The 21,637-nt window shown below is 71.8% G+C and carries 14 protein-coding genes; 8 read left to right on the plus strand and 6 right to left on the minus strand.

Features of this window, described 5'->3' with window-relative positions; translation table 11 throughout:
* Positions 1 to 26: 26 nt before the first annotated feature.
* Positions 27 to 911 (minus strand): alpha/beta hydrolase family protein, encoded by an 885-nt coding sequence (locus OEIGOIKO_RS03800; protein WP_125051833.1) that lies wholly within the window; start codon positions 909 to 911, stop codon positions 27 to 29.
* Positions 908 to 6,115 carry a caspase family protein gene (locus tag OEIGOIKO_RS03805; RefSeq protein WP_246177181.1) on the minus strand — a complete coding sequence of 1,736 codons (5,208 nt, stop codon included), beginning with the start codon at positions 6,113 to 6,115 and terminating at the stop codon, positions 908 to 910. The genes OEIGOIKO_RS03800 and OEIGOIKO_RS03805 overlap by 4 nt, the downstream gene beginning before the upstream one ends.
* Before the next feature lie 410 nt (positions 6,116 to 6,525).
* Between OEIGOIKO_RS03805 and OEIGOIKO_RS03810 the strand changes: the two genes are divergently transcribed.
* Complete coding sequence (locus OEIGOIKO_RS03810) at positions 6,526 to 7,203, plus strand: DUF1345 domain-containing protein (protein WP_246177182.1); 678 nt, start codon at positions 6,526 to 6,528, stop codon at positions 7,201 to 7,203.
* Between the two features lie 12 nt (positions 7,204 to 7,215).
* Here the strand turns inward: OEIGOIKO_RS03810 and OEIGOIKO_RS03815 are convergent, their stop codons facing one another.
* Positions 7,216 to 7,638 carry a secondary thiamine-phosphate synthase enzyme YjbQ gene (locus tag OEIGOIKO_RS03815; RefSeq protein WP_030019111.1) on the minus strand — a complete coding sequence of 141 codons (423 nt, stop codon included), beginning with the start codon at positions 7,636 to 7,638 and terminating at the stop codon, positions 7,216 to 7,218.
* A gap of 142 nt (positions 7,639 to 7,780) precedes the next feature.
* Between OEIGOIKO_RS03815 and OEIGOIKO_RS43840 the strand changes: the two genes are divergently transcribed.
* From OEIGOIKO_RS43840 to OEIGOIKO_RS03840, 6 genes are all read left to right on the plus strand, one after another.
* Positions 7,781 to 7,864 (plus strand): putative leader peptide, encoded by an 84-nt coding sequence (locus OEIGOIKO_RS43840; RefSeq protein ID WP_358970165.1) that lies wholly within the window; start codon positions 7,781 to 7,783, stop codon positions 7,862 to 7,864.
* A gap of 248 nt (positions 7,865 to 8,112) precedes the next feature.
* Positions 8,113 to 9,012, plus strand: coding sequence for an ABC transporter permease (locus tag OEIGOIKO_RS03820; RefSeq protein WP_174857118.1), 900 nt, complete (start codon positions 8,113 to 8,115; stop codon positions 9,010 to 9,012).
* 68 nt (positions 9,013 to 9,080) lie between these two features.
* Entirely contained in the window at positions 9,081 to 9,851 is a 771-nt protein-coding gene (locus tag OEIGOIKO_RS03825; protein WP_371858880.1) for an ABC transporter ATP-binding protein, read from the plus strand.
* A gap of 22 nt (positions 9,852 to 9,873) precedes the next feature.
* On the plus strand, positions 9,874 to 11,058 hold the full coding sequence (locus OEIGOIKO_RS03830; RefSeq protein ID WP_125058423.1) for an ABC transporter substrate-binding protein: 1,185 nt from the start codon (positions 9,874 to 9,876) through the stop codon (positions 11,056 to 11,058).
* Between the two features lie 5 nt (positions 11,059 to 11,063).
* On the plus strand, positions 11,064 to 12,314 hold the full coding sequence (locus tag OEIGOIKO_RS03835; protein ID WP_125051839.1) for an LLM class flavin-dependent oxidoreductase: 1,251 nt from the start codon (positions 11,064 to 11,066) through the stop codon (positions 12,312 to 12,314).
* A 67-nt stretch (positions 12,315 to 12,381) separates the two neighbouring features.
* A complete protein-coding gene (locus OEIGOIKO_RS03840; protein ID WP_246177183.1) occupies positions 12,382 to 13,596 on the plus strand; it encodes an NAD(P)-binding domain-containing protein in 1,215 nt (404 codons plus the stop codon).
* 62 nt (positions 13,597 to 13,658) lie between these two features.
* Here OEIGOIKO_RS03840 and OEIGOIKO_RS03845 read toward each other — a convergent pair whose 3' ends face one another.
* Positions 13,659 to 14,822 carry an FAD-dependent oxidoreductase gene (locus OEIGOIKO_RS03845; RefSeq protein ID WP_125051841.1) on the minus strand — a complete coding sequence of 388 codons (1,164 nt, stop codon included), beginning with the start codon at positions 14,820 to 14,822 and terminating at the stop codon, positions 13,659 to 13,661.
* A 328-nt stretch (positions 14,823 to 15,150) separates the two neighbouring features.
* Here OEIGOIKO_RS03845 and OEIGOIKO_RS03850 point away from each other — a divergent pair, with 328 nt between their 5' ends.
* Positions 15,151 to 18,339, plus strand: coding sequence for an ATP-binding protein (locus OEIGOIKO_RS03850; RefSeq protein ID WP_125051843.1), 3,189 nt, complete (start codon positions 15,151 to 15,153; stop codon positions 18,337 to 18,339).
* Positions 18,340 to 18,406: 67 nt separating this feature from the next.
* Here OEIGOIKO_RS03850 and OEIGOIKO_RS42055 read toward each other — a convergent pair whose 3' ends face one another.
* Both OEIGOIKO_RS42055 and OEIGOIKO_RS03860 read right to left on the minus strand, forming a co-directional pair.
* Positions 18,407 to 19,852 carry a PLL family lectin gene (locus OEIGOIKO_RS42055; protein ID WP_174857119.1) on the minus strand — a complete coding sequence of 482 codons (1,446 nt, stop codon included), beginning with the start codon at positions 19,850 to 19,852 and terminating at the stop codon, positions 18,407 to 18,409.
* Positions 19,853 to 19,964: 112 nt separating this feature from the next.
* Entirely contained in the window at positions 19,965 to 21,557 is a 1,593-nt protein-coding gene (locus OEIGOIKO_RS03860; protein WP_125051845.1) for a PLL family lectin, read from the minus strand.
* Between the last annotated feature and the right edge of the window lie 80 nt (positions 21,558 to 21,637).

A 21,637-nucleotide genomic window follows, 5' to 3' on the forward strand; every position in this document is an offset into this window, starting at 1 on the left:
TACGAGCTACGGGGCGGTCTGCCGGGTCAGCGGTGCCCGGAGGCCCCCGGCAGGCCGTCGGCCCCGCCCTCCAGGCCGTAGGCGACGGCCTTGCCGGTTTCCCGCGCCGTCAGGTACGGCCTGACGTCGTGCGCCTTGGCGCCGTTGTGGACCAGCCGGTCCTCGATCCGGTCGCCGAAGGCCGGTGCCAGGGTCTTCACCAGGGCGACGACGTCACCGCGGTCGGCGATGTTGCACCAGGTACGCACGCCCGCCGGCCAGGCGGCGCGTCCCTCCGCCGGAGCGGGCCGCAGCCGGTCGAAGACGATGTTCCGGACGGCGAGCGGAGAGCCCAAGGTCACGAGGGTGAGGTCACGCCGCTCAGGATGGGCGCACAGCCATTCGTAGGCCACCACCGAGCCGAGCGAATGGGCCACGATCACCCGGGTCCGGTCGGTCACCGCCGCGCTCATCCGGCTCTGCACCTGCCGCCGTACCGCCGGATCCGTGAGGTAGCTCCGCACCTGACGGACGCTGAAGATCATCATCCGTTCGCTCAGTCCGGCGAAGAAGGCCGAGTGGCTGAGGGCGTTCAGGGCCCGCTGGACGATGTACGGGGTTCTCAGCCGCGTGCGGTCGCCCGGCCCGTCGACACCTGCTTCCTGGCGGGCGGCCTGTTCCCACCACGCCAGCAGCATCGCGCGCTCCAGGTCGTCGGTGACGTCGGAGGCGTCCAGGTCCGGCACGCCGACGCCGCGGTGCCCGGCGGGGCGGAAGAGGTCCCCGTAGAACGCCATGGTGACTTCCGTCCGGTCCACCTGGGCGCCGTTGAGGGCGAGGCCGTCGGCCAGGCAGGGGTACCAGGTCTCGGCCAGCGAGTGGCCGCCGCTCAGCTGTTGGCCTATGCCGTGGATCAGGACTATGCGGCTCATGTGTGCTCCTCTGCCCGGCCGTTCGCCGTGCCGCGGAAGGACAAAGCGACCAGGCCCATGTCGGTGGCGAAGCAGACCTGTCCGTCGTCGGTCATGGCGAGGTCGTTGATGCCGCCTCCCAGGTCGGCTTCGGCGAAGCAGAGGGAGGTGTTCAGGTCCCAGACCCGCACCAGCCCGTAGCTGTCGGCCACGAGGGCGGTGGGCCGGTCGTGGAAGGTGGACAGGCGTACGGTGGTGAGTGCGCCAGGAGACCGCTCCACACCCACCGGCAGCTCGTGCCCGGTGGCGAGTTCCCACATCCGCAGTCGTCCGTCACCCGCGCCGGTCAGCACCACGTCACGCCCGTCGACGTGGCCGATCTCCACGGCCTGCGCTCCCGACGTGTGACCGCCCAGGACCGCTCCGAACGGCTCCCCTGTACGGAGGTTCCACAGCCGGACCGTGCCGTCCAGCGAGGCACTGGCGGCAAGCTCGTGTCCGGAGAGTGCGGCCGTCCGCATGTCTTGTACCTGCGCACTGTGGCCGCTCATGGGAACGCAGACGGGCGCCTTGGTCGTCAGGTCCCAGATGTGGACGGACCGGTCGTGGGAAGCGGCCACGATCAGCGTGCGGTCGGCAGACGGGTGGATACGTGCCAGGTTCCAGCGGCCCGGTTGCTCCCACAGCAGCTCGCGGCTGCTCACGTTCCAGACCTCCATGGCCATGAAGTCACACCTGACCATGAGGCACGCGCCGTCCACGTCGGCAGTCGCCAAGGAGGAGAGCAGACGGGCGGAGGTCAGGTGCGAAGCCGCGGCACGGCCGTCCTCCAAGGCATGTGTGCGTAGCGTCCCGTCGCCAGCACCAGTGACGACGGTCTGTCCTCGTGTGGTATTGCTGATGGCAACCGCCTTCAGCCTCATCTGTCCGCCGCACAGCGGCTCGTCCACAGGCTGCATGGTGTTCAGGTCCCACACCCGCACCTCGCGGAAGAACGCGGTGATGCCCAGCGGTCTGCCACCGTCCCGGCCGAAGACGAGCCCGGGGACCGTCCGGTTCCGGATGCCGGCCACTTGGCCGACGATCGGTGCCCCCAGCGCGTCACCGGTTTCCGGGTCCCACATGCGGACGGTGTCGTCGGAGCTCATCGAAGCCACGACGTCGCGCGTACCGATGCGCCCCAGGACAGCCGACCACACCGTGCTGACATGACCTGCGAAGGGAGTGCCGACCAGGGTGCCCGTGCTGATGTCGTGCAGGCGAACGGTGTTCGCCACATTCGTGGACATCACCACCGGCCGGGCTCCGAGGAAGGCCGCGCCGATGGTGAGCACCGTGCCCTTCCTGTCCCCGGCACTGCTGTGGTGCCGCATGGTCGCGGACAGTTCCCCGCCGTGGTCGGTGATGCCCCACACGTAGGCGTGGTCGAGAGACGTGGCGACGGCAATCTCGGTCCCGCGGCCACACTGCCGTATCGCCAGATGGGTCACGGACCCGATGTGCCCACTGAGCGGTCCGAGCAGCGGCCGGTGCGTCATGGTGTCCCAGACGCGCAGAGTTCCGTCGCCGCTGCCGCTGACCAGGACGGTCCGGCCCGCCACGGTGGTCAGGCCCAGACAGTTCACACTATTGGTATGGCCTTCGAGCGGCGGGCCCAGCTGTTCGCCGCTCAGCACGTCCCACAGCCGTACGGTGCAGTCGGATCCGCCCGTCACCGCGAGCACGCGGCCGTTCACCGTTCCCAGGGCCGCCGATTCCACCGTGCCCGCATGGCCTTCCATGGGCCTGCCCACCTGATCACGTGTGCGCAGGTCCCACACCCTGGCCGTGCCGTCCTCACTGCCGGTCATCGCCAACGGCCGACCGCACCATTCTGTGAAGGCCGACGTGAGCACCCGGTGTGTGTGGTTGCCGGCCGGCTGGTCGGCCGTCAGGTCCCAGATGCGAGCCGTACGGTCGGTGCCTACCGTCACCGCCATCGGACCGTCAGGGCGGTCGGACAAAGCACTGCTCCGGATCTGGTCGACGTGTCCCCGCAGGGGGTGGGCGAGCTGCCGCAGGGTGCACAGGTCCCAGAGCTTCGCCTCGTCCTTGCCGCTCGTGAGCGCCACCGGAGTGCCGTTCAGCACTCCGGCCGCGACCGCGTTGACGCCGCCCCGCACGAAGTGCACGTGGGCCGCCACCGGCTCCCCGATCTGCCGACGCTCCGCCAGATCCCAGAGCGACACCATCCCGCTGTCGTCACCGAGCAGCGCCACCGCACGCCCGTCCCGCTCGCCCATCGCCACGGCTGTGATTTCGTCGGTGTGGCCGGTGAGCCAACCACCGTCCGTCTCCGGCTCGCCACCATTCAGCAATGCCGTGAGGTCCCAGACGTGCGCCCGCTTGTCCGCGCCTCCGGTGAGAGCGACGGGGCGGCCGTCGACCTCCCCCAGCGCGGCGGAATGCACCGTGCGCTTGTGCGCCGTCAGATCTCGTCCCAGTTGCCGTCTGCTCGCCAGGTCCCACAGGCGTGCGGTACCGTCCGCACTCGCTGTGAGGGCGACCGGACGTCCGTCGATGCTGTGGATCGCGATGTCCATGATGGAATTGGTGTGGCCCGCCAGCCTTTGTCCGTACTCCTGCCCCGCCGAGAGATCCCAGACCCGTACGCTGCCGTCCAACCCTCCGGTCAGAGCGACGGTGTAGTCGCCGATGTCACCGATCGCGACCGCGCTGACGCCGATGCCGACGTCGAGCGGCTCGCCGATCTGCTGCTGAGTGGTCAGGTCCCACACACGAGCCGTCCGGTCGTTGCCACGTCCGCCCGTCACCGCGATGGGGCGTCCGTCGAGAGCGCCGACAGCCACGCAGTCGACCCAGCCTGTATGGCCGTTGAGCAGCCGGTGCGTCCCGCTGGTCGACCACCATGCCCACCGCGCTGACCAGGGCAGTGCCAGACCGAGGCCGTCGATACGGTCGGCGAGTCCGTCCGCACCGCAGCGCCGTGCCGACAGCTGGAGCTCCGCGGCACGGTGGCTCAGAGCGCGGTCGGGCGCCATCCTGTGCGCGATCTGCTCGTACGCACTGCGGATACGACGCGGACCGTCCGCCGCCTCGTCCACCGATACCGACGCCAGGGCGCGCAGCAACGCCAGCGACTCGCCTGCGAGCAGAAAACCGGGATCCTTGATCAGCGCGACGAGTCGTCCGGCGGCCTCCGCATGCGTGGCCAGATGCTGCCTGACGTACGGCGGGGCCGCGAACCAGTCCGGTGAGGCCCCGCCGGGCGAGCGGGGCACCGTGGCGATCAAAGCATCGACGACCGCTCGCTGAATCTCCTCCGGAGACCGGTCGGCAGTCCTCCTCAAATGCTCGGCCAGCGCCTTGTGGTAGAGGCGGTAGGCCGAGCGCCGGTCGTCGTCCGTCACCTCCGCGATGTACGCCTCGGCCACGTCGAGCACCCACGCGATGTCCTCCTCGGTGCAGGGCGCGCCCGAGATGACGGAGGTCAGTGTCGTCCAGATGTGTCCGCGAGGCAGCCCCTTCCCTTCGGAGAAGGCCAACGACAGCAGCATCCGCCGGACCCGGGGTTCGTCGGGGCCGAAGCGTGCGAGGTAGTCGTCGAAAGCCTCCCCGATCTCGCTGGGCAGTTCATCGGCCCAGCCCGGTTTCGACACATCCACCGCGGCACCGTCCGAACGCAGGGTACGGGCGGTGGTCCTCGCGTACAGGTACACACCGGCGGCCCGGCCCGCCACCTCACGGGCGACCGTACGGGCCAGCTCCTGCCGCTCGCGGTACGGCGTCGGCACCCCGGGTTCCTCGGCGGCCAGCAGCACCTTCGTCACATAGCCGGTCACGTCGTTCTCGTCGGCCCGGTAGGCGGGGTCGTCGAGGTCGAGCACCGTGAAGGTGGGGCCGAGGCTGGTGACCAGTTCGTGGCGGGTGCCGACCAGCAGCCGTACGCCGGGGATGTCGGACATGGGACGCAGCAGCTCCCGGGTGATCCTGCGCGGTTCGCCGTGCCCTCCGGCGTCCGCCGCGGTGTCCGAGCCGGCCTCGTCCACGGCGTCGACCACGATGACGACCGGCGCGCCCTGCCGTCCCCGCCGGGTGAGCTCCTGGAGCAGGGCCGCCGTTCCGCCGGGTTCCGCCCCCAGAGTCCGGGCGATCCTCTCGACCACCTCTTCCAGCCGCTTGTGGCGCGCGTGCACGGCGGCCGTGACGCACCCTTCGGGGACGACCGTCGTCAGGTCGACGCCCGAGAGGTCGAGCCGGTCGCGGTAGAGGCTGTCGGACAGGGCGACCACCCTGCCCAGCACTGCGGATTTCCCGCACCCCGGGCTTCCCGTGACGACCCGCCCCCGCCCGTCTCCGTCGGCCGCGGTGAGCCACCGCACCAGGTGCGCCAGGACGCGTACCCGGCCACTGAAGTAGATCCCCTGCTCCGACTCGAACTCGACGCCCCGTGAGCGAGGGCCGAAGTGTTCCGTGAGGTCGTGGCTGGCCACGCGGCGCTGGACCTCCAGGTCCGTGCCGACCGGCGGCAGGTCCTCACGGAAGCCGCTGTTCGGAAGAAACGGTGCCAGCCCGGTGACCAGCCCGCTCGCCAGCTCCGCGCGCTGCCCCCGGCCGTCGGCGTCGAGGCGCTCGTTGACCGCCTTGACCAGCTCGGTGAGGTCCAGGTACTGCTGCCGCTGCCCCGTACGACCGGTCGTGGTGTCCACGGCGGCCCGGAACGCCGATACGAACGTCCCCTCATGGGCGACGTCCTTACGGCGGGCGGACGCCAGGAACCACAGCCCGGTCGAGGCGTCGCCGCCGCTCTGCCGGTAGGCGATGGTCTGCAGCGCGACCCCGGCGCCCTCCGCCGCTCCGGCCCCGCCCGCGCAGGTGTCCAGAACGACCAGGAGTCTGCGGAGCGGCCCCTGACACAGAATGCGCACCACGTCCTCGGTGGCCAGTGCCGTCGCGGCCAGATCGTCGTCGCGGGAGTCCCAGCACAGCAGGTAGTGACGCCCCCGGTCCTCCACCACTCCGTGGCCGGCGAAGTACAGGACGACGACATCGTCCGCCGTCAGCTCGCAGTCCCTGGACCAGTGGCTCAGTTTCCGGCGGATCTGTTCGGCACCGTCGTACTCCCCCAGCCCGGCGAGGACCCGTCGGTATCCGAAGTCTTCCAGCAGTTCCGTCATCGCCACGATGTCCGTGGCGACGACCGGTAGTTGGTCCTCCTCGGGCAAGTTGCAGTAACGCCCGCTCCCCAGTGCGATGAATAACCGCCGCCCCACGCCTGCCCCACCGCCGTCCCTGCGCTGCACCTGCATCCGGCCGGCCCGCCACGGCACCCGCGCTGTGAGGGGCCGGATGTGCACACTAGCGTCGGCGTCTCCCCCGGTACACCGGTACGGTCGCGCGCCGCACCACCGGCCGCGCGTGCGGTCCCGTGCCGTGCGGCCGGCGGTCCAGCCGGTGTTCGGCGATGCCGATGTCCGCCACGCACGCGACTCCGCCCGGCTCGGTCAGGAAGCCGCGGTGGTCCGCCGCCGAGAAGCCTCCGCGACTCCCGGGCGCCTGCCCGGCAAACGGCACCGCGGCATTTACACTTCTGCTGCTCCGGGAGGGCGGACACTCACATGTATGGAGGAGCCTGTTGGCGCATTCCTGGCTCTCCGAACGCCGTCGGTCAACGTTGAGTTTCGCCGTAGCTGGCTGCGCGGCAGCTGTTCTGATTTTCGCGGTCGACGACCGCATCACGCAGATTTCGGCGGCAGATGTCGGCGTGTTCGCACTGTTCGCCTATCTCTCCAGTTATCTCGTCGCCACGTTGACCGCCTTTACGACGGCCGGCCCGGAGCGAATCCGCCTCTGGGCGCGGCGCACGTCCCGCGGCACGGTCTTCCAGCGGTACGTGCTCGGGACCGCGCCCGGGCCCGGGGTGTCCATCTCCATCGCGGCCGCCGCCCTCGCGGTGTCGGTGGTGTGGCGCCCCGGGTACGTCGCGTCGTCACTGCCGCTGGCTCCCCGTGTCGCGGTGGCGCTCGTCCTCGTCGCCGACGCCTGGGTCTGTGTGATGGCGTCCTTCGCGGTCGCCTTTCACGCCGACGATCTGGTGGAGAACCAGCGCGGGCTGGAATTCCCCGGCGCGGAAACCGTGGTCTGGGCCGATTACGTCTATTTCGCCCTGTCGGTCATGACGACCTTCGGCACGACCGACGTGAACGTCACCTCACGGGAAATGCGACGGACGGTCGCGGCCAACGCGGTCGTCGCCTTCGTCTTCAACACCGTCATCGTGGCCAGCCTGGTCGCCGCCTTGGACAAGGGCTGAGCGGACCGCGGCCTATCCGAGGAAACTCAGCCGGACCATACGGTTGGGATTGTCGCCGTTCGTGTCCACCAGACAGACGGACTGCCAGGTGCCCAGCGCCAGCTCGCCGCTGACGACGGGAAGCGTGGCGTGCGGCGGTACCAGTGCGGGCAGGACGTGGTCACGGCCGTGGCCACGGCTTCCGTGCTGGTGGCGCCACCGGTCGTCCGCCGGCAGCAGGTCCTGCAGCGCGGCCAGCAGGTCGTCGTCGCTGCCCGCACCCGTCTCGATCAGGGCCACGCCCATGGTGGCGTGCGGTACAAAAACATTGAGCAGACCGTCCCGGCCGTCGGCGACCTCCCGCAGGAAGGACGCGCACTCCCGGGTCAGGTCGTGGACCACCTCTTGCGAGCCGGTCCTGACGTCGATCTCGCGCGTCGTGAAACTAGCAGCCATGCACCGATCCTCTCAGATCGGACAGCCGAATCCCGGCACGCCGGCCTCGGTTCCCGCGCCGCGCGCAACGCCCGCGCAACAATGGTCCAGCTGGCGAGACGGTGTTTGACCCTTCTTCAGACGCGCCGCTACGTTCAGCGACATGTCTACGTCAGCCCGGCTCACCACGCGCGGTCACATCGACCTGCTGCGGGTGGCGTCCTCCGCGTGTCGTCGCGGCTGTTGATGTCTTCGCGTCGCTGACGACCCGGCGCCCCATCGGCGCGTCTCGGATCGCCGTCGCCACTCATGCCGCTGATCAGGGCGGCGTTTTCTGACGGTTTTCGACGCCTGAGCCGCATGTTCCGGCGTGTTCTCGGCGCATCCCCTTTCCTTCCTGCCTCCGGTTCGGTGCAGCCGTGCCGCGTACCCGGTGCCGCGCTCCCGCGGTACGGCACGGAAGGGGTGAGCTGCCGCCCTCGACTTGGAGTGTCCATGACTGTTGATCAGGCCGCGCCGCCCGGCGCCGCGCCGCCGCGCGACGAGCGTCCGGTGACGCGGGTGACGCCGGCGGCCGGGCCGCGTACCGGTCCGGAGCTGTTCCCCGTCGTACCGGTGTCGGCCGGTCGTCGGAGCGCGCCGCGCTGGCTGCGCCGGGCCGTGGTGCCGGTGTTCCTGCTCACGCTGTGGCAGGTGCTGAGCGCGAGCGGAGCGCTGGAGAGCGACATCCTCGCCTCGCCGGGGACCATCGCCCGTACGGCCTGGACGCTGGTGTCCGACGGGACGCTGCCGTCGGCGATGCTCGTGTCGCTGCAACGCGTCGCCGTCGGGCTCGCGGTCGGCGTGCTCGCCGGGGTGCTGCTGGCGCTGGCGTCCGGGCTGTCGCGGCTGGGTGAGGACCTGGTGGATCCCGTGGTGCAGATGCTGCGGTCCGTGCCGTGGGTGGGGGTGATCCCCCTGTTCATCATCTGGCTGGGCATCGGCGAGGCGCCGAAGATCGCGCTGATCTCGCTCGGCGTCGCGTTCCATCTGTATCTGAACGTCTACGCCGGAATCCGCGGCGTCGACGCGCAGTTGGTGGAGGCCGGCACCTCGCTGGGGCTCGGGCGCTGGGGGCTGATCCGGCACGTCGTACTCCCGGGGGCGCTGCCGGGCGCCATGACGGGGCTGCGCTATTCGCTCGCCACCGCCTGGCTGGCGCTCGTGTTCGGCGAGCAGGTCAACGCCGACGACGGCCTCGGGTTCCTGATGAACCAGGCCAGGGAGTTCTTCCGTACCGACGTGATCGTGGTCTGCCTGGTGGTGTACGCGGTCCTCGGACTGCTCGCCGACTTCATCGTCCGCACTCTCGAAAGGCTGCTGCTGCAATGGCGACCGACGTTCACCGGCCAGTGACCCAGACAGTCACGGAGACAGTCGCAGGGCCCGCGCCGGAAGAACCGGACGGGGAGGACCGGAAGGCCGTGCGGGGTGAGGGTGAGACGGAGGGCCCGCAGGCCGTGCCGGGTGAGGCGGCGGAAGGCGCTGCCGTACGGGTGCGGGGGCTCGACCGGGCGTTCGGCGGCCGGAATGTCATCGACGGGCTGCGGCTGGACGTGGCGCCGGGTGAGTTCGTCGCGCTGCTCGGGCGCAGTGGCTGCGGCAAGTCGACACTGCTGCGGGTACTGGCCGGGCTGGACCGCGAGGTCGACGGCCAGGTGCTGGTGCCGCGACGCAAAGCGGTCGCTTTCCAGGCGCCGCGGCTGATGCCGTGGAAGCGGGTGTGGCGCAATGTGCTGCTCGGCCTGCCGGGCAGCCCTGAACGCGCGTCGGCCGAACGGGCTTTGGCCGAGGTGGGGCTCGGGCACCGGGCGGATGCCTGGCCCAAGACGTTGTCCGGCGGTGAGGCTCAGCGGGCGTCACTGGCCCGCGCTCTGGTACGCGAACCCGATCTGCTGCTGCTGGACGAGCCGTTCGGCGCGCTGGACGCCCTGACGCGCATCAAGGCGCAGAAGCTGGTGGCCGAACTGTGGCAGGAGCGCGGCTGCGCGGTGCTGCTCGTCACGCATGACGTCGACGAGGCGCTGCTGCTGGCCGACCGCGCGCTGGTGATGGAGAACGGTGTGATCGCGTACGAGAACGAGATCGACCTGCCCCGCCCGCGCGACATCGCCGATCCCCGGTTCGCCGACCTGCGCGCACGGTTGCTGGACCGCCTGGGCGTGGAGGGGGTGCACAGTGCGGACGGTCAGTGACCGTACACGGGTGACGGAGGGCATGCAGCCACGGGCCCGGGCCGCCCTCCTGCTCCCCGCCCTCCTGCTCCCCCTCCTCCTGACGCTCACCGCGTGCGGCGGGGCGTCCCGGGCAAACGGTTCGGGGAGCGGCGGGGCCCGTGGCGGGACGGACGGCAAGGGGTCGGTGACCCTCGATGTCGGTGACCAGAAGGGCGGTTCGGAGGCCCTACTGCGGGCGGCCGGGGAACTCAAGGACCTTCCCTACCGCATCCAGTGGTCGACCTTCACCTCCGGGCCGCCCCTGCTGGAGGCGGTCAACGCCGGGGCGGTGGACGTCGGCGGGGTCGGCAACACGCCACCCGTCTTCGCCGCGGCGGCGAACTCGAAGTTCAAGGTGATCGCGGCGACGCACGGCTCGTCCGCGGGCGAGGCGGTGCTGGTGAAGAAGGACTCACCGCTCACCCGTCCCGCTCAGCTGAAGGGGAAGTCCATCGCGGTGGCGCAGGGCAGCTCCGCGCACTACCAGCTCGTGGCCTCCCTGAAGAAGGCCGGGCTGACGCCGCAGGACGTGACGCTGAACCACCTCCAGCCGGCCGACGCGCTGGCCGCGTTCAGCCGCGGCCGGGTGGATGCCTGGGCGGTCTGGGACCCGTACACCTCGCAGGCCCTCGACCGGGCCGACGCGCGGATCCTGACCACCGGCGAAGGCGTCGTCAACGGTCTCAGCTTCCAGGTCGCCGCACCCGCCGCCCTGGACGACCCGCAGAAGTCGGCGGCGCTCAAGGACTACGTCGAACGGCTGCGGCGTGCGCAGGACTGGGTCCACCGGCACCCGGACGCCTGGGCCGAGACGTGGGCCGCGGAGACCGGACTGCCCCGGGACGTGGCGCTGGCGGCGGTCGAACGGACGCGGGGTACGGCGGTGACGGTGGCCCTGGACCGGCCGGCCGTCGCGTCCGAGCAGCAGATCGCCGACACCTTCGCCGCGCTCCGGCTGATCCCCGGCCGCGTCGACTTCTCCTCTTTCGTCGACACCCGCTTCAACGGCAGCCTGCCGCCTTCGAGCACGGCGCCGCGTACGTACGGCCCCGACAGCACTTCTGGCGCTCACAGCTCTCGTGGCGCTCACAGCTCTCGTGGCTCGCACAGCTCTCACAGCTCTCACAGCACTCCTGGTGCTCACAGCTCTCACAGCTCTCACAGCTCTCAAGGAAAGGCCGGCTGAACTCCGTGACCGTGCATCTTCATTGGTTCCTGCCGACCGGCGGCGACGGACGCACCCTCGTCGACCGGCACGCGTACACCGACGGCGGCGTCCGGCGCGACCGCATCACCCCGGTCAGCGGCGTACGGGCCCCCGACATCGGCTACCTGGCGCAGATCGCCAAGGCCGCCGAGCAGCTGGGCTTCGAGGCGGTCCTCACCCCGACCGGCACGTGGTGCGAGGACGCCTGGCTGACCACCACCGCGCTCACCCAGGTCACCGACCGGCTGAAGTTCCTGGTGGCGTTCCGGCCCGGGGTGATCTCGCCGGTGCTGGCGGCGCAGATGGCCGCCACGTACCAGCGGATCTCCGGCGGCCGGCTGCTGCTGAACGTGGTGACCGGCGGGGACTCCACCGAGCAGCGGCGCTTCGGTGACGCGCTGGACCACGACCGGCGCTATGCCCGTACGGATGAGTTCCTGCAGGTCGTACGGGGTGTGTGGGGTGGCGTCCCGTTCGACTTCCACGGGGCGCACTACCAGGTGGAGGGCGGTCTGACGGCCCTGCCGCCGGACCCGCTCCCGGAAATCTTCTTCGGCGGTTCGTCGGCGGCCGCCGGGCCGGTCGCCGCCCGCAACGTCGATGTGTATCTCACCTGGGGCGAGCCGCCCGAGCAGGTCAAGCAGAAGATCGACTGGATCTCGGGGCTCGCCGCGCGGGAGGGCCGTACGGTCCGTTTCGGCATCCGGCTGCACACCATCTCGCGCGACTCGGCGAAGGAGGCGTGGACCACGGCGGACCGGCTGCTGGGCGATCTGGACCCGGACACCGTGGCCGCCGCGCAGCAGGCGCTGGGCAAGAGCGAGTCGGTGGGCCAGCAGCGGATGCTGGCCCTGCACGGCGGCTCGCGCGACAAGCTGGAGATCTCCCCGAACCTCTGGGCCGGGGTGGGCCTGGTGCGCGGCGGAGCGGGAACGGCGCTGGTGGGCAGCCATACGGAGGTGGCCGACCGGATCGAGGAGTATCACGCCCTCGGCATCGAGCACTTCGTGCTGTCCGGTTACCCGCATCTGGAGGAGGCGTACTGGTTCGGGGAGGGGGTACGTCCGGAGCTGGCCGCCCGGGGGCTGCTGCCCTCCGGTATCCCTGGCCGGTCCGGCGCTCCGGCGTCCGGCGTTGCGGCGTCCGGCGTTGCGGCGTCCGGCGTTGCGGCGTCCGGCGGGCGCCCGGTCTCCGCCCCGGGTGCGGCGCCGTTGCTGGTGGCGGGAGGCCGCTGAGCGGCTGCGGGTCGGCACGCCTGCGGGCCGGCGGAAGATTTCCGCCCCCGTCCTGGTTGGTAGAAACATGAACAACATCGGGGTGCGGGAGACCGAGGTCGTCGTGGCCGGAGCCGGCCAGGCCGGCCTGGCCGCCGCCTTCCACCTGCGGCGGGTGGGGTACGAGCCGGACCGGGACTTCGTCGTGCTGGACCACGCGCCGCGGCCGGGCGGCGCGTGGCAGTTCCGCTGGCCGACCCTGACGTACGGGAAGGTCCACGGGATGCACGCGCTGCCCGGTATGGAGCTGACCGGCGCCGACCCGGACCGGCCCTCCTCCGAGGTGATCGGCGCGTACTTCGACACGTACGAGCGGACCTTCGGGCTGCGGGTGCACCGGCCCGTGGACGTCCGCACGGTACGCGACGGCGCGGACGGCCGGCTCCTGCTGGAGACCTCGGAAGGGACGTACGCCACCCGGGCCCTGGTCAACGCGACCGGCACCTGGGACCGGCCCTTCTGGCCACGCTTTCCCGGCCAAGACGTCTTCCGCGGCCGACAGCTGCACAGCTCCGCGTACCGCGGGCCGCAGGACTTCGCGGGACGGCGCGTGATCGTCGTCGGCGGCGGCACCTCGGCCGTCCAGCAGTTGCTGGAGATCGCCGAGGTCGCCGAGGCGACCGCCTGGGTGACCCGTCGTCCACCCGTCTTCCGCACGGGCCCGTTCGACGAAGAGCAGGGCCGGGCGGCCGTCGCACGGGTCGAGGAACGGGTCCGGGCAGGCCTGCCGCCGCAGAGCGTGGTGTCCGTGACGGGACTGCCGATGACCGAGGCCGTGCGGCAGGCGCGCGAACGCGGCGTGCTGGAGCGGCTGCCGCTGTTCGACCGTCTCACCGAGACCGGCGCCGTCTGGTCCGACGGCCGTGCCGTCGAGGCGGACACCGTCCTGTACGCCACGGGGTTCCGTGCCGCCGTCGACCACCTGGCGCCCCTCCGGCTGCGCGAGCCCGGCGGCGGCATCCGCCTGGACGGAACCCGCGCCGTCCGCGACCCCCGGGTCCACCTCGTCGGCTACGGCCCCTCCGCCAGCACCATCGGCGCCAACCGCGCCGGCCGCGCCGCCGTACGCGACATCCGGCAGCTCCTGCGGCCGGACCACAACCAGCGCGTCTCACCGCCGGGCCGGCGCGAGCAGCACCGCGAGGGCGCGGAGCATCGACGCCCTTACATCACACGGGCTCCGGCACGGTGCAGCGTCTCTCCGAAGGGCGAGGTCAACAGCAGTCCGGCGGAGACTGCCTGAAGGAGGATGGCCAGGGGCTGGAGGGCCGGCCGTGGTCGGCCGCGCCTCGTACGCCCGGCGGCTCATGAGTTCCGCCGCTCGTCCCGGTCGTCCCGCTCGTCCCGCTCGTCCTCGATGAACGCGGTGACGAGGCTGTGGGGCGCGTCGTCGCCGTAAAGGAGTTCGTGAAGCTGGGTGCCTTCGCCGGCGGCTTCGGTGGCGCGGGGGAACATGGCCTGCTCGTACGTGGTGAGAGCGGTCTCGATGTCGTCGGGGTGCGCGGCGAGGGCCGTGCCGAGTTCGGCGGCGTCCTGCATGGCCAGGTTGGCGCCCTCGCCGTTCGGAGCCGAGAGGTGGGCGGCGTCGCCGAGCAGGGTCACTCCCGGCACCCGGTCCCACCGGTGGCCGGCCGGCAGGGCGTAGACCGGGCGCAGGGTCGGTGCGGTGTCGCCGTCGGTGATCAGCGCGGTGAGTTCCGGGGCCCAGCCGTCGAATTCCCGCGCGATCCGCGCGGCGGCCGCGGCGGCGTCGGTGAAGTCGACGGCGGCGAACCAGTCCAGCGGTTCGGTGAGCACGACATAGGTGTGCAGGGTGGCGCCCCGCTCCCGGTGCGCCTGGATTCCCTTGCCCGGCGCGAGCACGAACAGCGAGCCGCCGCCGACCGCCTTCGCGGTGGCCGGGTGCCGGCTGTCGCTGTCGAACAGGCAGGTCTCGACGAAGGCCCGTCCGGTGTACTCGGGGGTGGCGTCGGAGAGCAGCGGCCGGACGCGTGACCAGGCGCCGTCCGCGCCGACCAGCAGGCTCGTGGCGACGGTGGAGCCGTCGGCGAAGGTCACCTCGTGGCGGCCCCCGCCGAGGGGACGGGCACTGCTGGCCTTGTGGCCCCACCGGACGGTGCCGGCCGGCAGTGAGTCGAGCAGGATCTGCCGCAGCTCACCGCGCTGGACTTCGGGGCGCCCGCCCGTGCCGTCGTCGGCCTTGTCGAACAGGGTGCTCCCGTCCCGGTCGAGAATCCGTATCGCCTGGCGGCCTTCCAGGACGAGAGCACGGAATTCTTCGATCAGGCCCGCGGCCTGGAGGGCCGGTTGGCCGTTGTAGTCGTGGATGTCGAGCATTCCGCCCTGGGCGCGGGCCGTCGGTGCGGATTCCGCCTCGTAGACCGTGGCCGGGATGCCGTGGATGTGCAGGACGCGGGCCAGGGTGAGGCCGCCGAGGCCGGCGCCGATGATCGTGACGTGCGGGGGCATGGTGATTCCTTGCGTGGGGCGCGCCTGCCGGACGGGCGTCCGGCGGGATCACTGGAAGGGTGCCGGGCCCCGCTGACAGGGCGTGGACATCGGGCCGACAGTCCCCCGACAGGCGACCGACGTCGCGCGGCCCGCCGGACCCTCCGAACCTGGAGGCCTGAGCCCGTGCACTCGGGAAGGTGACTTCGGTCCGTAACGCCGCGCGCCGTCCCGGCCTGCGGCTATCAAGGCAGCGACGGCACGGCACCCGGCCGCCCGGACACGGACGTACCCCGAGCCAGGAGCCGCAGCCCATGGTCCGCGAGCCCGCGCCCGGAAGGACGGCCCCATGGAGACCGCGCTGATCGGGCGGGAACACAGCCTACGGATGCTGCGATCCCGTCTGGAGCGGGCACGGGCCAGTCACGGCGGGCTGGTGCTGGTCACGGGCGAGGCCGGCATCGGCAAGACGTCCTTGGTGCGCAGCGCGGTGGCCGAGGCACGGGAGCACGGCGACATGCTGGTGGTGCACGGATCCTGCTGGGACTCCGACGGCACCCCCGGCTTCTGGCCGTGGACACAGGCAGTGCGGAGCTTGCGGCGCGGCTCGGCCGCCGGGGAGTGGGAGGCGGCGGCGACGGCCGCGGGAGGGGCGCTCTCCGTACTGCTGGGCGAGGGCACGGGCGCCGGGGACGCACTGCGCTTCGAGCTGTTCGACGCGGTGACCACCCTGCTGACCGTCATGTCGCGGAGCCGACCGGTGACCGTGGTGCTGGAGGATCTGCACTGGGCGGACGCCGCGTCGCTGCACCTGCTGGAGTTCACCGCACAGCACGCCTGGTTCGAGCGGCTGCTCGTGATCGGCACGTACCGCGAAATGGAGGTGCAGCGGCCCGATCATCCCCTGCGGCCGCTGCTGCCCCGGCTGGCGGCGAGAGCCACCACCGTCGCGTTGACGGGACTGGCCCCGCCGCAGGTCGAGGAGCTGGTGGCCCGTACGGCGGGCAGCCGGCCCGACGCGGCCACGGCCGCCGAGGTGTGCGCACGCACCGGCGGCAATCCGTACTTCGTGGAGGAGACGGCCCGCCTGTGGTCCGCCGGCCAGCCCGTGGCCGCCGTGGCGCCCGGGGTCCGTGCCGTGGTGCACCGGCGGCTGGCGCTGCTCGGCACGCCCACCGTACGGCTGCTGGGTGCCGCCGCCGTGCTGGGCCGCCGCTTCGCGCGGGGAACGCTGGCCCGTACGGCCGGGACGCCGGAACCGGTCGCCGCCGGACTGCTCGGGGAGACGGTCGCGGCCGGGCTGCTGGAGCCGTCGGCGGGCGATGCGTACGTCTTCACCCACGACCTGGTACGGGAGTCCTTGTACGACGGGCTGGCGGAGGAGCGGCGCCGCCACCTGCACGCCGCCGCCGTACGTACGCTGCGGGACACGGCCGGTGCCGGGGACCGGGCACGGCCGACCGACCTCGCCCGGCACGCCTACTTCGCCGGCCCGGATCTCGACGCCGTCGAGGCGGTGGACATCCTGACGGCCGCGGCCCGGCACGCGGTGAGCAGGCTGGCGAGCGAGGAGGCGGTGGGGCACTACCGGCGCGCGCTGGAACGGCTCGGGACCGGCGATCCGCACCGCCATGTGCTGCTCGCCCTCGATCTCGGTGCCGAACTCCAGCTCCTCGGCGAGCACGAGCGTTCCTGGCTGGTGTACGAGGACGCCGCCACGCTGGCGTCCGGCACGGGCGACGCCGGGCTCGTGGGCCGCGTGGCCCTGACGCTGCACAGCGCGGACGGGCGGGGCGACGGCACCGGACTGAAGTCCAGGGCGCTGCGCGAGGCACACCGCGTACTGGTTCCCGGCCCTCGCCCCGCGGACGGCGGGCCCGGCGCTCCTGGTGCTTCCGCGGCTCCCGGCGGCGCCGGACCGGTCGAGGAGGTGGCCCGCCGTGTCGTGGCGGCCGCCCGCGCCGCCGGGGACGACGATGCCCTGCACCTGGGGCTGTGGGCACGCCTGCACGCCGTGTGGGAGCCGCGCACGGCGGCACAGCGGGTCGACGTCGCCGCGGAGTTGATGGAGGTGTCCCGCCGCCGGGCCGATGTCTGGATGGAGCACCTGGCTGCCTCCATGCGCTGGGTCGCCCTGCTCGAACTGGACGACCCGGCGTTCCTCCGGCAGTTCTACGCCATGGTGGCCGGCGCGGACGCCTGCGGACTGCCCCGGACCCGCATGATCTCGGTCATCGACCGCAGCGTCGTGTACGCGTTCATGGGCCGCTTCCCCGAGGCCGACGGCCTGCTCGCCCGGACTCTGGCCCTGAGCGGCACGCACGCCAACTACTACCAGTTCTTCATCGGCCATCACCGCTGGGCACTGTCCCTCCTCCAAGGCGGCTTCCCGGAAGCGGAACGGGCCCACCGCGCGAGCCCGGGGCAGGACCCTCTGTACACCCACGTACTGGCGGGCATCACCGCACTGGAGCAGGGCACCGCCTCGACCGGAGCGATGCCGTGGCCCGGGGACGGCCCGCCGGGCGACAGCGTCCTGGAACGCGGCATCGCCCCGCTGCGGGTCCGGCTGCTCGCGCAGAGCGCGGCGGCGTCCCGGGATCCGGCGCGCTGCCGACAGGCGCACGCCGCGTTGGAGCCGTACCGGGGGCAGTGGCTGGTCTCCCTGTTCGGCTGGGACATCAGCGGCCCCGCAGCACTGTGGTCGGGCCTGCTGCACGCCGCCGAGGAGCAATGGGATGCAGCGGTACGGGATTTCACCGCTGCCCGGCAGTCCGCCGACCGGCTCCACGGCCGCCCCTGGTCGGTACGCGCCCGTACGGAACTGGCCCGCGCCCTGCTCGCCCGCGCGGGTTCCGACGACGAAACCCGGGCCACCGCGCTGCTGCGCGACACCGAAACCGAGGCCCGCGAACTGGGCATGCCCCACATCGCCGACCAGTCCCACAACCTCCTCCGTTCCCTCACCTCGTCCGCTCGACCCGTGGCAGTGGAGAGGGAGTTCGTCCGCCATGGCACCGTATGGCGTCTTCGCTACGCGGGCCGCACCGTCCACGTGCCCGACGCCAAAGGACTGGCAGACCTGCACACCCTGCTCGGCCGCCCCGGCCAGGACGTCCCGGCCACGCGCCTGTTGTACCCGGACAGCGCACCCATGGCCGCGGCGGCGGCCGCCCTCGGAAGCGACGCGGTCCTGGACGACGAGGCGAAGTCCCGTTACCGGCGGCGCCTGGAAGTGCTCGACGACGAGATCGACAGGGCAGCCGCCAGCGGCGACGACAACACGGCCGCGGCATACGACCGCGAGCGGGAAGCCCTCCTCACCGAACTCCGCGCTGCCGCCGGACTCGCCGGACGCCCCCGCCGCCTCGGCGACGAGACCGACCGCGCCCGCAAGAACGTGACCGCCCGCATCCGCGACAGCCTGCGCCGCCTGACACCACACCACCCCGAACTCGCCGCCCACCTCCAGGCATCCGTGTCGACCGGCGCGCTCTGCCGCTACGCACCGGCCGACGAGACCCGCTGGCGCCTGTGAAGCCGCCGTACGGCCGCCCCGCACCCCCGTGTGCGCGGGACGGCCGTACGGCGGAGCCGGCGGATGCCTAGGCCGTTGCCGGGGCGGGGACGGTACCGGAATGGGGGCCGGCCTTGGCGTCGGCCTTGGCGCCGGCCTCCGGTGGATCGTCGGACAGGTTGCCTTCCATGTCGACCCAGGTGTCGTTCCAGGCATGCCCTTGCTCGGGTCCGCGTTGCCAGGTGTGGGTGACACGGCCGTCCGGGCCCCGCCCGAAGACGGAGAGAGAACCGTGCGGATTGAGGACGACGGCGGGGTCGTTGCTCAGATGGCCGTGGAGCGGCGACCACGCCGACCATGGTCCGCCCGTACCCGTCTGCCAGCGGTGATGCAGCCCGTCGTCCGCGCCACGCGCGAACAGCACCATCCCACCGTCCCGCCCCACCAGAACCGTAGGACGCCCGCGCACGGACCCCTCCATGTCCACCCACCGGTCATTCCACGCAAACTCCTGCTCCGGGCCCCGCTGCCAGGTATGAGTGACACGCCCACCAGCGTCCCGGGCGAACACCGACAACGCACCGTTCGGACTGAGAACCACCGCCGGGTCCCCCGCCAGACGACCGTGCAACGGCACCCACGCCGACCACGGGCCCCCGACACCCGTCTGCCAACGATGATGCAGCCCGTCATCGGCACCGCGCGCGAACAGCACCATCCCACCGTCCCGCCCCACCAGAGCCACAGGCCGCCCGCGGACCGACCCCTCCATGTCCACCCACCGGTCATTCCACGCAAACCCCTGCTCCGGGCCCCGCTGCCAGGTATGAGTGACACGCCCACCAGCGTCCCGGGCGAACACCGACAACGCACCGTTCGGGCTCAGAACCACCGCCGGGTCGCTCGCCAACCGCCCACCCAGTGCCACCCAATCGGGCGCCCACTCCCCCGCCTCCGACTGCCACGTATGCCACAGCACGCCGTCCTCCCCCCGCACGAAGACAACCAACTTCCCGTAACGCCCCACCAGAGCCCACGGACGCCCCACCGCCCGGCTCCCCGGGCGCCCCAGCCCTGTCCACCCCGACCACGCGCCCCCAGGAACGCTCTGCCACCGATGCGTGACCCCACCCGACGCGTCCACCCCGAAGATCACCATCCCCGACCCCGTGTCCACCACCGACGGGATTCCCACGCTCACCCGGCCGGCCGTCTGCGGGACCTGGCCCACCGCGTTCCGCGCCTCGTCGAGCAGCGCCCGCGCCTTGGGCTCGGCCTGGTCGTAACGATCGGGAAACGCGGAGCGCTGTACTCGCTGAGCCGTCTGCCCGGCGGACAGGTGCGGGTCCTGCTGCTCGACGCGGACGGCCCTGGTGAAGAACTGGGTGGCCGCGTAGGGCACCTGCATGATCTGTTGCGGTGTTCCCCAGCCCTGGCTCGGGCGCTGCTGGAAGACCCCGAGCGAATCGCGGTCGCCGCACGGGAGGTTGTTCATGTGCGATTCGACCCAGCCGGCTTCGAAACCGGCGAGCATCACTTTGCCGGAGACACCGAGGTCGCGCCCTACGAGGTAGACGGCCTTGGTGACTTCGAGGTCACGGTCTGCTGGAACGGGGCAAGGTGTCATGACGGTTCTCCTCTCCCCGCTACGCGGGTGCCCCGGCCGGGGCCTGCGTGCTGGACCGGTGGGCAGCGCCTGCTTCCGGTGGGTCGTCGGCGAGGTCGCCTTCCATGTCGACCCAGGTGTCGTTCCAGGCGTGGCCCTGCTCGGGTCCGCGTTGCCAGGTGTGGGTGACACGGCCGTCCGGACCGCGTCCGAAGACGGAAAGCGAACCGTGCGGATTGAGCACGACGGCCGGATCGTTGGCCAGATGGCCGTGGAGCGGCGACCACGCCGACCACGGCCCGCCCGTACCCGTCTGCCAGCGATGATGCAACCCATCGTCCGCACCACGCGCGAACAGCACCATCCCACCGTCCCGCCCCACCAGCACCACAGGACGCCCACGCACCGACCCCTCCATGTCCACCCACTCGTCATTCCACGCATACCCCTGCTCAGCGCCCCGCTGCCACGTATGCGTAACCCGGCCCCCCTGATCACGAGCGAACACGGACAGCGCACCGTTGGGACTCAGCACCACCGCCGGATCACCCGTCAGGCGACCGTGCAACGGCGACCACGCCGACCACGGCCCGCCCGTACCCGTCTGCCAGCGATGATGCAACCCATCGTCCGCACCACGCGCGAACAGCGCCATCCCACCGTCCCGCCCGACGACAACGGCAGGCCGCCCGCGGGCCGAACCCTCCATGTCCACCCACCCGTCATTCCACGCATACCCCTGCTCAGCGCCCCGCTGCCAGGTATGAGTGATACGCCCAGCGGAGTCCCGAGCGAACACCGACAACGCACCGTTCGGACTCAGAACCACCGCCGGATCACCCGCCAACCGCCCGCCCAACGACACCCAGTCAGACGCCCACTCCCCCGCCTCCGACTGCCACGTATGCCACAACGCGCCATCGTTCCCCCGCACAAACACCACCAACTTGCCGTAACGGCCCACCACAGCCCACGGACGCCCCACCGCCCCGCTCCCCGGACGCCCCAACCCCGTCCAACCCGACCACGCACCCCCAGGAACGCTCTGCCACCGATGCGTGACCCCACCCGACGCGTCCACCCCGAAGATCACCATCCCCGACCCCGTGTCCACCACCGACGGGATTCCCACGCTCACCCGGCCGGTCGCCCGGGGAGCCGCGCCCGTCCACCACGTCGTCTCCTTGCGGGCGCCGGGCCAGGAGAAGCTGAAGTGGATGTGGTTGGTGTGGGGGTTGCTGCCCCGGTACGGCTGCCAGCCGGCGTCGGGGCGGTTCGCCATCCAGATGCGGCGGTTCCAGATCATGTACATGATGCCGAAACGGCGGGCCAGTGCGTGCGGGTTGCCGTGCCGGTCGGTGGCGTGCAGCCAGTTGATCAAGTCGTCGGCGAGGTGGGCCTGGCCGTTGGCCTCGACGCCCCAGTCCCAGGCCCGGCCTTCCTTGTGTTCACTCTGTCCGCCACTGCCGCAGGACCGGCTGATGCCCAGGTCCCGGGTGCCCGCGTAGGCGGCCAGGATGAGATCGCGGAAGCCGGTGGCGCCGGGTTTGGCCGTCGGATCGCAGTCACGCTGCGGGTCGTACGGTGCGTACGGGTCGATGCGGGGACCGAAGTCGGGTGCGGTCGGTGCCATGAGGGCTCCCCGGGTCCGGCTGCCTCCCGGTGGAGGCGGCTCTGCCCTTGGGGCGCGTGACGGGAACTGGCAGCTGTCAG

The sequence above is a fragment of the Streptomyces paromomycinus genome, from assembly GCF_003865155.1.
Taxonomy (GTDB): domain Bacteria; phylum Actinomycetota; class Actinomycetes; order Streptomycetales; family Streptomycetaceae; genus Streptomyces; species Streptomyces chrestomyceticus.

Excerpts from the sequence above, each read along its gene's own strand:
- OEIGOIKO_RS03800 (WP_125051833.1), bottom strand. The coding sequence starts at position 911 with ATGAGCCGCATAGTCCTGATCCACGGCATAGGCCAACAGCTGAGCGGC.
- OEIGOIKO_RS03815 (WP_030019111.1), bottom strand. The coding sequence starts at position 7,638 with ATGGCTGCTAGTTTCACGACGCGCGAGATCGACGTCAGGACCGGCTCG.
- OEIGOIKO_RS43840 (WP_358970165.1), top strand. The coding sequence starts at position 7,781 with ATGTCTACGTCAGCCCGGCTCACCACGCGCGGTCACATCGACCTGCTG.
- OEIGOIKO_RS03820 (WP_174857118.1), top strand. The coding sequence starts at position 8,113 with ATGACTGTTGATCAGGCCGCGCCGCCCGGCGCCGCGCCGCCGCGCGAC.
- OEIGOIKO_RS03830 (WP_125058423.1), top strand. The coding sequence starts at position 9,874 with ATGCAGCCACGGGCCCGGGCCGCCCTCCTGCTCCCCGCCCTCCTGCTC.
- OEIGOIKO_RS03840 (WP_246177183.1), top strand. The coding sequence starts at position 12,382 with ATGAACAACATCGGGGTGCGGGAGACCGAGGTCGTCGTGGCCGGAGCC.
- OEIGOIKO_RS03845 (WP_125051841.1), bottom strand. The coding sequence starts at position 14,822 with ATGCCCCCGCACGTCACGATCATCGGCGCCGGCCTCGGCGGCCTCACC.
- OEIGOIKO_RS03850 (WP_125051843.1), top strand. The coding sequence starts at position 15,151 with ATGGAGACCGCGCTGATCGGGCGGGAACACAGCCTACGGATGCTGCGA.
- OEIGOIKO_RS42055 (WP_174857119.1), bottom strand. The coding sequence starts at position 19,852 with ATGCTCGCCGGTTTCGAAGCCGGCTGGGTCGAATCGCACATGAACAAC.
- OEIGOIKO_RS03860 (WP_125051845.1), bottom strand. The coding sequence starts at position 21,557 with ATGGCACCGACCGCACCCGACTTCGGTCCCCGCATCGACCCGTACGCA.